Genomic DNA, 13,122 nt, shown 5'->3' on the forward strand with positions numbered 1-13,122 from the left:
TATGATGAGTCAAGATATTGAAAAACAAATCAATGAAGTAAATCAAAAGTTAAGAAGTGTATTTGAAGAACAAGACCGAAATCAATCCGCGATTCACATTCAGGAGCAAGCGGAAGCAGATTTTTATGAATGGAGAGGTCGAAACCATCGTTTGTTTGATCGAATTTTAGGAACTTGGCATGGGGATAGAGAAATGTCTCAGTTTTTTATGAATACGTATCAAGATGCACAACATATTGAACGAAAAGTTACATTTGAATTGGAAAACAAAAAAGAAACGTTTCTTAAAGAAAGACGAGACCTTATTGATTTAGAAAACGACCTTTCCTATCAACAACAACAATTAGCAAGGGAGGTCAATGCATGAGTTTAAATATGTATTTCGGAGAAGTACAAAGCCAAACTCAAAGCATGAATGCTGTATGTATCGCTACTATTCAAGGCATGGAACAAGCGATTCAGTCGATTGACGCTTTTGCAGTTGATACTGTGTTACAAGGGCAAACATATAGTAGTGCAAAAGCATTTTTTGTTCAAACCTTTCGTCCTTTAGCGCAAGGAATCATTTATTTATGTGAAGAATTAATCCGTCAGAATGATGCTTTTCCAAGTCAATTTCAATCAAAGGTAGCTTCAACTGATGTCATTGAACAAGAAATATTAGAACAGATTCGGGACATTGACCGAATGAAAGCAAGTATGGAAGCCATTAGTCAAGCTATGCCAATCCCGGGTATGGACGCTATGGCGAATCTTTTTACTGTCATGAGGAAAAAACTGCAAGAAAAATTAGAACATCTATATGAATTTAATTATACTTCTAGTAGTAATTATGATACTGCACTCCAACTAGCCGCTAGTATCGCACAAGGTTTAGCAGAGGTACAAAGTGGAAAAGGTTTTAGTCCTGCAAGTGGTACATTTAGTACACAAGGGTTGAATATGGAATGGACAACTTCAATTCAATCGATCGGAGAAGAGAGGGCACGTCAGTCTGAAAATCTTCTAAAAAGTAGTTCAATTGAAGAAGGGGCAATGTGTGGTAAGCTACCTGAAAAATCTACTTTCGAAAAAATTCGGGACGGTATTGTAGAAGGTGCAGGGGAAGCGGTTGAAGATACTATAGAAGGATTTAAGGCACTTGGTAAATGGGAAACGTGGGAAAACATGGGGAATGCTGCGTTGCATCCTATTGATACCCTCAGTACGATGTATAATGTATTGTCAGATTCATTTATTAATGATGTAATAAATGGAGATGCTGAAAGTCGTGCTAAATGGGGAAGTTATGCTTTAACACAAGTTGGATTAGGACTTATTGGTGATAAAGGATTAAGTAAGGCAAGTAAATTAGGTCAAGTGGGTAAGGCAACTACATTGATAAAAGGTATAGACACTTCAAAATTCCCACAAGGTTTTTCTTATGTTACAAGTAATTTAAAAATGGGAGACCGTCTTGCTTTTTCAGGTATGGGTTCATTTAAAAATGAGACTGTTACATTTAAGGATTTTTTTGTCAAATCAAGTAGTGGAGAAAGTCAAGGATTAGAGCGAACAACTGTTACGGAAGTAAAAGTAAGTGATGAAACTTATCAAATTTCTAGAGATGAAAGAAAAACCGTTAATACAAAATTTTCTGATGAATTACTTTCGAGTAAAGATAGTCCTGTTAGGACTTATCGGGGTACGGATGTAGCAAAGCTTGATGAGAAATTTAAGGCAGATCCTGATCTTATTGTTGAAATGCCTTTTGTAGGTAAAGGACAGCGTAATGCTAATTCCGAAGGATGGTTACGTGATTCTAATTACTACTGGAATGAAATGTTGGAAAAACATCCAGAGGCTTTTAGTGATTTTAATAAACAAATAATTAATGGTAAAATTCCAAGAATGAAGGCACCAGTAAATGATGAAATGTTTAGAGGGAAATTTCCACAATATGATTTTACAGGATTACGTGGAACTAAATTAGTTCATCACCATATTGGTGGTGGTGGTCAAGCTGTTGGTGTTCCGATGCCACTACATCCTGGTTTTGGAGGAATTCATAACGCAGAAAAAGTGATTGGAGCATGGGGAAAAGATGCAGAATATGCAGAAATGCTTCAGAAATTTATTGAACATCATAAATTAGGAGGTAAATAAAAAAATGAAAAATGAAATGAAAAATTGTTTTGATAAAATAATTAGAGAGTGGCAAGATTGTAATAATTCATTGCCAAAATCTTTATGGATAGAAGAAGCAGATGCTTTTATCTATGAAGGAGAACCAGATACAGAGGGGTACGTATTCTGGAAACCTTTAGAGAAAAATATAATTCATGATTTTTCTGATATAGAAAAAGATTTGGGGATACAATTACATAATTCAATTAAAGAATATTATAATTCTTATTGGTTTTTAGACTTAGGAGGTAATTATTTAGGTTATGATTTTGAGTTAAATCCTGTTATACCAGGAATTGAACTGCAAGATTTTTATGTATCTTTACAAGGATACCAAGGCGCACATGATAATCAACTGAATAATATTCCTATTGGTATGGAATTTAATGGTCTCTTGGTAGTTGTAGATAATGAAAATGGACAAGTGAAATTAGAAGATTATGAAAGAGAAAGCTTCGAAGTTATTTGTGATAGTTTAGCAGAATTAATTTTAAATCTTTCATAAGATATATTAAAAAAAGTAAAAGTTGGCTCTTATGAGTCCGCTTTTACTTTTTTTAATATATAGTTTGGATTTACTGTTATATTTTTCAATAAAGTTATTTTTAAAAATTAGATAAAGAATGTATCAAGGATATTATCTTTTTTTCTTTGTTGATTCCAATATATTCAAGTGTAATTTGAGGTGTATTATGATTAAGGATTTCTTGCAATATCGCCACATCTTTTGTTTGTTTATAAAACCAATAGCCGAAGGTTTTGCGCATGGTGTGAGTACCGATGGATTCTACATCAGCAAAATCTCCGGCTTTTTGCAATTGTCGATAAGCCTGGATCTTACTAATGGATTGATCCCCTTTTCTTGAAGGGAATAACCAGGTACTTTCTAGTGCTTGGGCATACGAATAGACTTCATCAAAAATAGAAGTAAGGTTAATCATGCGTTCTTTCTCTGTTTTTCCTTCTTTGATCTTAAATTCTTTTCTTTTTTTTCGTTTTAACTTTACTATGGTTTGGGTTTCAATTTGGAGTAGATCGCTGACACGTAATCCTGTATGGGTCCCAATAAGGAAGAGAATATAGTCTCGTTCAGAATAATGACGTTTGAGAGCCCATTTCATATCTTCAATCTGTTCTTTACTTCTGATGGGGTGGACATCAATGAGATATGGTTTTTTGTTCACGGATTTTTAACATCTTTATTTACAGTGTTTTGAATGTAAACTAATAATAAAAAGTTTGCTTTCATATTAGAAAAGGTTAGTCCCTCACCTCACTCCAGCTAAAAACCTCACACCAAAAAACAAAGGGGAGCTCAATTGTTCAAACTCATATAAAGTTTCAATCTTGTCTAAGCATCCATTAGGATATACAATTGATCATCTATTTTTCTTTACATAATCTCCAGATACAGTCCATATCAACTATAGATTCTTGTCTTATGCTAAATGTAATCAAAAAGCAAGTAGATAAAGATAATGACTAAAACATTAACTCTAGATACTTTTTTGATGAATATTACAAATAAACAGGAGGTAATGAAAAATGATTAAAACATTATTAGCAGGAGCACTTTTAAGTACAGGATTGGTAGCGGGAGGTGCAGTAGGTGCAGATGATGCGAAAATGGACAATTTAAAGTCAAATGAAGATAGTTCAAATCAAGTAATTACACAAAGTGTAGATGGAACAACGTCTTTCTCACAAAACTTTGATTTACCTAAAGATGCAGTGCCAGCAACTCCTAAAGAACATGCAAAAACTGTTGAAAGAACAGAAGGTACAGGTTCTCAAGAAGGAAAAATGGTACCAACAAAAGAAGGTACAGATTCTCAACCTGGATTTGAAATGGGAGCCCCTGAAAAACCAGAACATGCAAAAACTGTTGAAAGAACAGAGGGTACAGACTCTCAAGAAGGAAAAATGGTACCAACAAAAGAAGGAAATTAAATAATATATAGTTATAACGAAGAGCATCCAAAAAGTGGTGCTCTTTTTATATTATAGGGATTAACTAGTTTTACTCAATATAGAACTGTAGCGGGAATTCAAGCTAGAATATGGGTTACTGTCTCTTCAAATCATGGTGTTTGAAGCACTAGTTTTGGTGGTAACGTTACAACATAAACATTTTATTAGAGATTTTTTAAATTTACATACACTCTAGATAAACTACATATCAACTTCAGATACTTGTTTTATGATACAAGTAATCAAGCAAAAGGAGGGCAATACAAAATGATTACAACAGTATTAACAGGGCACTCTTTTAAGTACATGAGATTATTAGCAGGTGGAGCAAATGTTGAAGATGTACAGACAGATAAACATATTCCATATGAACAAAATGAATTACAGCAAACTCTAGAAAAGTACGATTCGAAGAAATTTGAGTTATAAAAAGAAAATAGATAAATATAGTGAAAATAGATAAATTGACAAGAGAAAAGCACTTTGTGTATATCACAGGTGCTTTTTATTTTCATTTTGATATAGGGCTTGAATTAAATTTTTACACTAAAATATATACGGCAAAAAGGGGGAGTTCATTGCATAAAGTTATTTATGGAATATTAATTTTAATTTATACTTTGTATTCATTTTTTGTAAGTGATGGAAGTGAAGTAAGGTTTATTATGGTGTTAACTATAGTACTTATCTTTTCTGTGGTTTTAGAAAAAGGAAATGCAAACAAAACGACTGATTAAAGGTCTTTTTGTTTGCATTTTTTAGTTGACTATTACAGTCCAGATGTTTTAGGGATAGCACCAAATTTCGTTTTTGGGACACTATTAAATTTTTAGTTGATGAAAACACCCGCCTAAAATAGAAAACTTTTAACCTATTATCATTTATTCCGTAGCTTTTAAGGTATTTAACACGACTTTGGTTGCGTCTGCAATAAGTTTATCATCGTATTTAGCATCTTCTTTATCATGATTAGAAAGTATAGCAAGAACAATCGGCTTTTTATTTGGTGGCCAAATAATGGCGATATCATTTCTTGTTCCGTAAGATCCCGCGCCTGTTTTATCAGCTACTTCCCATCCTTTTGGTACGCCCGCACGAATCAATTTATCTCCAGTTGTATTTCTCTTCATCCAATCTACTAATAGTTCACGTTTTTCTATTGGAAGTGCAGTTCCTAATGTAAATGATTGAAGTGTCTTAGCTATCGCTTCTGGTGTACTGGTATCATGTGTTTCTCCTGGATGCACTTCATTTAATTCAGGTTCAAATCGTTCTGAAGTAGTAACAGTATCTCCCATTTCTCTCAAGATTTTTTCAAATTCAGAGGGCCCCCCTAACTGTTTAAGAATCAAATTATGTGCTGTACTGTCACTATATCGAACGGAAGCATCTGCAAGTTCTTTTAACGTCATTCCTGTATCAACATGCTTTTCAGTAATTGGATTATAATTAGAAAGATCTTCATGAGTATACGTAATCCTTTGATCAAGAGCTTCTAATGAGTTCTTGCGTAAAAGAGCGCCCACAGCTAATGATTTAGATGTAGATGCAAATGCAAAACGATCATCTGAATGATAAGCAACAGTTTGGTTTGTACCTGTGTCCAGTGCATAAATACCAAGCTTAGCATCATATTCTTTTTCAAGTTTAGCGAAAGATTGATTACCTGTATTTTCTTGTTTAATTTGATTAGCTTGATTCGTTTGTTTAGGTGGTTCAGATTGAGTGTTACTATTGGAACAGCCTATAAGTGATACACATGAAAGTAATACTACAGGCACAATCTTTTTGTAATGTAAAATGTTAAAGAACTTGTTTAAAACGAACATAAATTTTCAACCTCTTTCAAGAATATATGGATTTTGTCTAGGTATTCTAAATACCAATGCAATTAAGGATGGCATAGGGTAACAATACTACTGCAGCTAAAATTTCACAGGTTAAATGACATCCAAAACGTTTATATGATTGATAAATCACGGTTTGGGGTGTTTCTTTTTTTTTTTGCTACTTGTAATGCTTCACCTGTGAAAGTATTAAACTTGTAATACTTAACCGTAGTCTTACAATACATGTTTTTTACTTTTGGGAATAATAAGTCCTTTCATTTTTTTGTAATACATAAAAATAGATGTCAAACAGGATATGTTGTATCCAATCTGGACAACTCATATTAGAAATACACTTATTAGACACTCTAAGTAATAAATTTGTTCCACTTTAAGATGAGGAAGAATTTGGGGTTTGTAAAATAACAATGGAACTACGTGTTTTTTCGTCATACAAAAACCTCTACATATAAGTAGAGGTTTTTAAATTGTATATTAATGAATTATGCTTTTTTAGATAAAGCAAATCGGTTTCAGGTAAAAGAAGAACATAGAATACATAATTTTAACTAGATTTATTATTAGCTAGTTTATCTCCACCATTAAGCTCCGCCTCAATCTGCGAAGTCTTCGATGACTCATCCATACGCCAATACGTAATAAAGCTTATCGCGATACATCCAGCTACGTAAAAATAGAATAGTGATTCCATCCCGATACTCTTTAGCCATAATGCGATAAATTCCGCTGTTCCGCCGAATATCGCAACGGTTAGAGCATATGGTAAACCTACGCCTAGTGCGCGAATTTCAGTTGGGAAGAGTTCTGCTTTTACAATTGCGTTAATGGAAGTGTAACCAGTAACGATAATAAGGCCGACCATCATGAGTAAAAATGCTACGATTGGTTCTGTCGTTTTTTCCATAAAGAAGAAGATCGGTGCTGTTAGTAACGTTCCGAGAATACCGAAAGCCATTAAGAGTGGGCGGCGTCCAATTTTATCGGATAATAGCCCCGCAATCGGTTGAAGTACAACGAATATAAGTAGTGCGACAAAGTTAATCCAGCTTACAACTTCTTTAGGGAGACCGACTGTATTTACCATGAACTTTTGTAAATATGTTGTGTACGTATAGAATGCAACAGTGCCTCCTAGTGTTAGGCCGACTACTGTTAATACTGCTTTCGGGTGTTTCATAAGAGCGCGAACGGTTCCTGCGTTTTCGCGGTTTTTAGATTCCATTTTTGAGAACTGCTCCGATTCATCCATTGTGCGGCGAAGCCATAATACAGCTACTGCTCCCATCGCACCAATAATGAATGGAATACGCCATCCCCAAGCTTTCATATCTGGTTCGCTTAGTAATTGCTGAAGAACAATTTGAACACCTAACGCAACCATCTGTCCAGCAACGAGCGTTACATATTGGAAGCTTGAATAAAAACCACGGCGGCCACTACTAGCCATTTCAGATAAATATGTTGCGGAAGTTCCATACTCTCCGCCGAGTGATAATCCTTGAAGTAAACGGGCAAGAACTAAAATAATTGGTGCCATAATACCGATGCTTTCGTAACTCGGTGTACAGGCAATAATTAAAGAACCACCGGCCATAACCGTAATGGAAAGCGTTAATGCTGCCCGGCGTCCGTGCCGATCTGCATAGCGTCCCATTAATAAACTTCCGATAGGGCGCATTAAAAATCCGACTGCGAAAATAGCTGCTGTGTTCAGTAACTGACTCGTTGGATCTCCTTTAGGAAAGAACTCTGCTGAGAAGTAAACAGCGAAAGCAGAGTAAACGTACCAGTCGTACCATTCAATTAAATTGCCAACGGAACCTTTAAAGATATTGCCGGCGACTCGGTTAGATTTTGCTTGAGCCATAATAATTCCTCCTCTTGCTTATAAATAAAATGATAATTATGAAAGCGTGTTCAATATAGTTGAATTGTACTGTCTTTGAATTGAAATCTCAATATTATGACAATATTATTCTTTTTGTACTTTATGTACATGAAGGTTTTTATAGTTGATTCATTTTCAGTTTTGTCATAATAATAGAAAAAGGAGATTGATAGTTTTGAATATTTTATCAAAGGATATGAAGTATGAAAAAATCACGCAAAGTGTCATTACAAACGAAAATAGTAAGCTTAATTATCGCGTTAATTTTATTTGTCGTTCTCCTATTAACGGGAATATTTGTTTACATTCAGTCCGTTGATACGAAGCACCAAGTGGAACAGCTAGCACTGCAAACGGCTAAATCTCTTTCTTTTATGCCAGCTATAAAAGAGGCTTTTCAAAATAACGAGCATAAAAGTACTATTCAATCCATTGCGGAACAAGTTCGCGAGCAAGCTGGTGCGGATTATGTAATTATAGAAGATCGTTATGGGGTTATGTATTCCCATTCTAATTCGGAGTTGATTGGTACAAAGAGTAACAATTCATATAACTATGAAGCACTCACTTTTGGTGGATATTATACGCTTGAAGGAAAGGGAGTAAGCGGTCCAGCTTTAATGGCGAAGGCACCTATTATTATTCATAACGGAGACTACGATCAAGTAGTAGGCGTTGTAACAGTAGAGTTTTCAATAAAAGGTATTGAATCTAACATATTGAGTAGAACGAAAGAAATCATACTATTTTCCTTAGCGGTATTATTAGCCGGCATTGTTGGGGGAATTCTTTTAGCACGTAGTATTAGGAAGGATACACTTGGTTTGGAACCGAATGAAATCGCAGCGTTATACCGGGAACGAAGTGCAATACTACTATCTATAAAAGAAGGAATTATCGCTATTGATCAAAACGGTTTTATTACGATGATGAATACGTCGGCAGAAGAAATGCTTCATGTAAATGGTGATTATATGCAGCAGCACATTTTGAAAATTTTACCTGATTTTAATATGGAGAGAGTACTAGAAAACGATCAAGAAATCGCGTTTCAAGATAAAGTGTTTATTTTAAACATGACACCAATACTCGAAAATAACAGTACGGTAGGCGTTGTATGCAGTTTTAGAGATAAAACAGAACTGCAAAATCTTGTTAACACAATATCTGAGGTAAGGAAGTATTCAGAGGATTTACGCGCTCAAACGCATGAATTTACAAATAAGCTTTTCGTCTTATCAGGATTACTTCAGTTAGGGCACTACAGAGAAGCGATTGAATTTATCCAGCAAGAATCTAATATTCATCAAAGTCAAAACCATATTTTATTCCATCAAATTCATGATGCGAAAGTACAAGCTATTTTATTAGGAAAACTCGGAACAGCGTCTGAGAAGAAAATTGATTTTCATATTGAAGGAGATAGTGCGCTTCATCCGTTACCAGACCATATAAAAGTTTCGCACCTTATTACGATACTCGGAAACATAATCGATAATGCGTTTGATGCAGTGAGTGGGCAAGAGGAGAAGAGTGTTTCCTTCGTTGTTACGGATATTGGACACGATATTGTGTTTGAAGTGATAGATAGTGGAGCAGGAATACCAGCAGAAAAAATCGCGACCATTTTTCAAAAAGGATTTTCAACGAAAGGAAATGATCGTGGTTACGGACTAGCAAACGTGAAAGAAATGGTAGATCTACTAGAGGGAACAATTGAAATTCAAAACGAGAAAAATGGGGGAGCTATTTTTACAATTTACCTTCCGAAAACATTGAGAGAAAGTACATAACAAACAGGGGGATGGGCATATGTTGAAGGTTGCAATTGCAGAAGATGATTTCCGCGTCGCGCAAATTCAGGAAGAGTTTTTATCAAAAATAAAGGACGTAAAAGTGATTGGAAAAGCATTGAACGCGAAAGAAACGATGGAACTACTACAAAGGGAAGAAATCGATTTACTTCTATTAGATAACTATTTACCAGACGGAATCGGAACAGACTTATTGCCAAAAATTCATGCTGACTTTCCAAACGTCGACGTCATTATGGTTACTGCGGCAAATGAAAACCATATGCTAGAAAAAGCAATTCGAAACGGTGTAAGCAACTACCTTATAAAACCAGTCACGTTAGAAAAATTTGTTCGCACAATTGAAGACTATAAGAGAAAGAAGCAATTATTACATAGTAACAATGAAGTGAATCAAACACTTATCGATAACTTCTTCGGTACTTCGCAAACACAGGACATAAAAAACTTACCGACAGGTGTTGATCCGTTAACACTGCAAAAAGTGAAAGGCATTATAAAAGGATTCGAAGAGGGCATTACAATAGAAGAAATGGGAGAACAAATGGGGGCCTCCAGAACAACCGCCAGAAGATATTTAGAATACTTAGTAGCGACAAACGAATGCACAGTAGAGTACACATACGGCATTATCGGACGACCAGAACGAAAATATCGAATAGGACGAGGACTATGAAAAAACGATTATTACTATGTATATGGATCATGACAGGAGTAATAGCTGGTTGTTCCTCAAAAAAATCCCAAACGAATACAGTAAACATAGACAAAGTAGAAATCGTTGCGCCAAACGTTCAAGGAGCTGGATGGGACTTAACAGCGCGAGCAATGCAAAAAACACTAACAGAAGAAAAAATCTTCACAAAACCAATCACAGTCACAAACAAAGTAGGGGGCAGCGGTGACGTCGGATGGAAATATACGAAACAAAAAGGCGGTCACGTACTGGCGATTAACTCAAGCTTACTCATAACGAACAACCTACTAGGCCACAGTAAACTAACATATAAAGACTTCACCCCGCTCGCGACACTCGCATCGGACTGGGAAGTCGTTGTCGTAGCAAAAGAATCAAACATAGAAAACGCAAACGAACTAATGGAACAACTAAAACAAGACAAGAAAAACTTCAAAATCGGCGTTGCCCCAGGCCTAGGAAACGACGATCACCTATCCTTCGTACAAGTAAGCAAAGCCTTCGGCGTAAACCCTGCCGAACTACAATTCTTCGTCTACGAAAACAAAGAAAAAATCATAAACGCCCTAACGAACAAACAAATAGGTGCCGCAACAATGACCCTATCCGAAGCCGAAAAACAATACAAAGCCGACAAAATAAAAATACTAGCCGTATCCGCACCAAAACGTCTAGACCGACTACCAGAAATTCCAACATGGAAAGAACAAGGAATCGACGTTGTCTTCCAGCACTGGAAAGGGATTATGGGGCCGAAAGATATGACGGAGGAAGAGATTGCTTATTGGGATGGTGTTATTAAAAGAATGGTGGAGAGTGATAGTTGGAAGGGGATTTTGAGGGAGCGGGGTTGGAATTCTTATTATAAGGATAGTGGGGAGAGTAGGGGATTTTTGGAGGAGAGTAGTTTAGGATATGGTGAGTTGATAGGGGGAATTGGCCTGAAATGACGAGAGGTAGTACTCCTACAATAAGCCATGTAAATCTCTTATAGAAAAAACACCTTCTCACTGTATGTACTAATCATGTGAAGTGAGAAGGTGTTTTTTATGGTTATAGAAATTATAGATTAAGATTAAATTATTCGTTAACATTATTGGCAACAACAGAAGCAATATAAGAATTATTCAACCAATAACACTGCTTTGTAATTTGCTGACCATCAGGTAAAGTTACTTTGTCAGAGCCATTACGAGCTTTTGGTCTAATATGCGCAACGCCGTTGAAATTCATTTTTGGTAGGTTATTTACTTCAACGATTTTACCACCACGTGTTTTATATTCAAGTTGAATACCTTCATTTACTACTGTATTTACTTCTTCCCAAAGTCCTCGTATTTCTTTTTCTATTGTAGGGACAGGCATGTTCCAAAGTTTAATACCTTTAAAGTAGAGCTCGCGGTTTGGGTTTTCTTTTTTTGTTTGTTTGAATTCAAAAATTACAAATAAAAACTTAGTTTGATAGAAGCGTTCACGGATTTCACTTTCTTCCCATGACTCGTTTGTCCATTGATGAAAATCAATCGTTTCAAATGACATGCTTTGTTCTGGTTTTCCGTTTGGCTCTAGGCGAATTGTTTTAAATTCTATATTGGCTTTTGCAAATTCTTCAATATTAGTAAGGCGTGTGTTTTTTATACCTAGTAAAGAACTTACCAATGATGGAACGAAATTTTTTGCAGTAGGTTTAGAATCTATATCTAGTGATTGGGAGATCTCTTTATCTGTTAATCCTATATAAGGTTCGAATTTGGAATGAAGAAATTCCTCTAATGATTTTCCTTTTAAGTCGTTGGCTGTTGTGAAGCTTATTAACTCTTCATTTTTGATATATCTGCGAACTAATGTAGTCATATAAGAAGGTTTTAATGAAAATGCTCGTTGCATTGCTGGTATTTCTGAAAATGGTTGTGAACGAATTGAATTTTTATTTGCTCCTTTTGTACAAGCTCCTAAATAATTTGTATCGCCTTCGGATAACTCGTGTGCTTTTCCAGAGCAAATCTTAGATACGATTGTTTCCCAATCTTGTTTTATTATTTCTAAATCAGCTTCAGGATATGAAAATAGAACACTTTTTGTGATATGGAAGTCTTGACGATTTACGTCTGCTTTCCATTCGTAGAACATAAGTAATAATTTTTGGTTCTTTTCCCAGAAGCTAGACTCTTCGAAGGATGTATTAACTTCCTCCATGTAGTTAATGATATTTAAAACTAAGCGTTCTTTAGAGGATAAAGAACCATTTTTATTTTGCTTAAAAGGTGTTACTTTCAGTTTGACTCCAAGGTTTTTAAAGTCAATGTCCGCATCTGAGGGGCTTGCATACCCAAAAAATCTCTCTTTGACTAATTGGCCAAGTTCACCTTTTGAATTTGCTGTTGCAAGTTTATTTGTTGAATTGATTTCACTAAATTTGTGTCCTTCAGCCTTTTTTGCTTTTAACATTAGTTCATCTAGTGTAGCGTATGTAACCATAGTAATCCCCTTTCGTTATCTATATTAATCGGTTTGCTTAGAAACCTTTAAATGAAAAGTTATGATATAATAAAAAGCTGTTTCAATTTTGTGGAGATAAAAACTCTGTAAAGGAAAAGCCGCGGATTTCTTATTAAATAAGATATGGAAATCAAAAATTTATATTATGGAACGGAAGTATGTACTCTCATAATATAGGGATTGATCTTTTCCTTACTTTTTATTATAATGAAGCATAAAGAAATAAAATACCGAAAG

General features: G+C 35.2%; 11 protein-coding genes and 2 pseudogenes. 9 read left to right on the top strand and 4 right to left on the bottom strand.

Features of this window, described 5'->3' with window-relative positions:
• Positions 1–4 precede the first annotated feature (4 nt).
• The 3 genes and pseudogenes from JFT89_RS22350 to JFT89_RS22360 all read left to right on the top strand — a co-directional run bounded on the left by JFT89_RS22350 (position 5) and on the right by JFT89_RS22360 (position 2,671).
• A complete protein-coding gene (locus JFT89_RS22350) occupies positions 5–367 on the top strand; it encodes a DUF3958 family protein (RefSeq protein WP_016094673.1) in 363 nt (120 codons plus the stop codon).
• A pseudogene (locus JFT89_RS30380) lies at positions 364–1,992 on the top strand (T7SS effector LXG polymorphic toxin); the annotation flags it as partial. The gene JFT89_RS22350 and the pseudogene JFT89_RS30380, both read left to right, overlap by 4 nt.
• Before the next feature lie 157 nt (positions 1,993–2,149).
• Complete coding sequence (locus JFT89_RS22360) at positions 2,150–2,671, top strand: SecY-interacting protein Syd (protein ID WP_016094670.1); 522 nt, start codon at positions 2,150–2,152, stop codon at positions 2,669–2,671.
• 107 nt (positions 2,672–2,778) lie between these two features.
• Here JFT89_RS22360 and JFT89_RS22365 read toward each other — a convergent pair.
• Positions 2,779–3,350 (bottom strand): annotated as a pseudogene (locus JFT89_RS22365) (tyrosine-type recombinase/integrase).
• Between the two features lie 361 nt (positions 3,351–3,711).
• Between JFT89_RS22365 and JFT89_RS22370 the strand changes: the two are divergent.
• From JFT89_RS22370 to JFT89_RS22380, 3 genes are all read left to right on the top strand, one after another.
• Positions 3,712–4,116, top strand: a complete 405-nt coding sequence (locus tag JFT89_RS22370; protein WP_201040596.1) for an alpha-ketoglutarate permease — start codon at positions 3,712–3,714, stop codon at positions 4,114–4,116.
• Positions 4,117–4,404: 288 nt separating this feature from the next.
• Entirely contained in the window at positions 4,405–4,566 is a 162-nt protein-coding gene (locus tag JFT89_RS22375; protein WP_201040597.1) for a hypothetical protein, read from the top strand.
• A gap of 20 nt (positions 4,567–4,586) precedes the next feature.
• Positions 4,587–4,874 (top strand): hypothetical protein, encoded by a 288-nt coding sequence (locus tag JFT89_RS22380; RefSeq protein ID WP_201040649.1) that lies wholly within the window; start codon positions 4,587–4,589, stop codon positions 4,872–4,874.
• A 144-nt stretch (positions 4,875–5,018) separates the two neighbouring features.
• Here JFT89_RS22380 and blaIII read toward each other — a convergent pair whose 3' ends face one another.
• Together blaIII and JFT89_RS22390 are read right to left on the bottom strand one after the other, a co-directional pair.
• Positions 5,019–5,966 (bottom strand): class A beta-lactamase BlaIII, encoded by a 948-nt coding sequence (blaIII, locus tag JFT89_RS22385; protein ID WP_002016516.1) that lies wholly within the window; start codon positions 5,964–5,966, stop codon positions 5,019–5,021.
• Between the two features lie 565 nt (positions 5,967–6,531).
• A complete protein-coding gene (locus JFT89_RS22390) occupies positions 6,532–7,854 on the bottom strand; it encodes an MFS transporter (RefSeq protein ID WP_016126629.1) in 1,323 nt (440 codons plus the stop codon).
• 224 nt (positions 7,855–8,078) lie between these two features.
• Here JFT89_RS22390 and JFT89_RS22395 point away from each other — a divergent pair, with 224 nt between their 5' ends.
• Genes JFT89_RS22395 through JFT89_RS22405 form a run of 3 tightly spaced genes read left to right on the top strand, consistent with a single transcriptional unit; the run spans position 8,079 to position 11,336 of the window.
• The gene (locus JFT89_RS22395; RefSeq protein ID WP_201040598.1) at positions 8,079–9,668 is read left to right on the top strand and encodes an ATP-binding protein; all 1,590 of its coding nucleotides are present in this window, start codon (positions 8,079–8,081) and stop codon (positions 9,666–9,668) included.
• Positions 9,669–9,687: 19 nt separating this feature from the next.
• The gene (locus JFT89_RS22400; RefSeq protein WP_016094655.1) at positions 9,688–10,365 is read left to right on the top strand and encodes a response regulator; all 678 of its coding nucleotides are present in this window, start codon (positions 9,688–9,690) and stop codon (positions 10,363–10,365) included.
• Positions 10,362–11,336 (top strand): tripartite tricarboxylate transporter substrate binding protein, encoded by a 975-nt coding sequence (locus JFT89_RS22405; protein WP_201040599.1) that lies wholly within the window; start codon positions 10,362–10,364, stop codon positions 11,334–11,336. Before JFT89_RS22400 ends, JFT89_RS22405 begins: the two co-directional genes overlap by 4 nt.
• A 130-nt stretch (positions 11,337–11,466) precedes the next feature.
• Here JFT89_RS22405 and JFT89_RS22410 read toward each other — a convergent pair whose 3' ends face one another.
• Positions 11,467–12,864: a Sau3AI family type II restriction endonuclease gene (locus tag JFT89_RS22410; RefSeq protein ID WP_201040600.1), complete on the bottom strand. Its 1,398-nt coding sequence runs from the start codon at positions 12,862–12,864 to the stop codon at positions 11,467–11,469.
• Between the last annotated feature and the right edge of the window lie 258 nt (positions 12,865–13,122).

It is taken from the genome of Bacillus sp. TH25, assembly GCF_016650935.1.
Classification (GTDB): Bacteria; Bacillota; Bacilli; order Bacillales; family Bacillaceae_G; genus Bacillus_A; species Bacillus_A mycoides.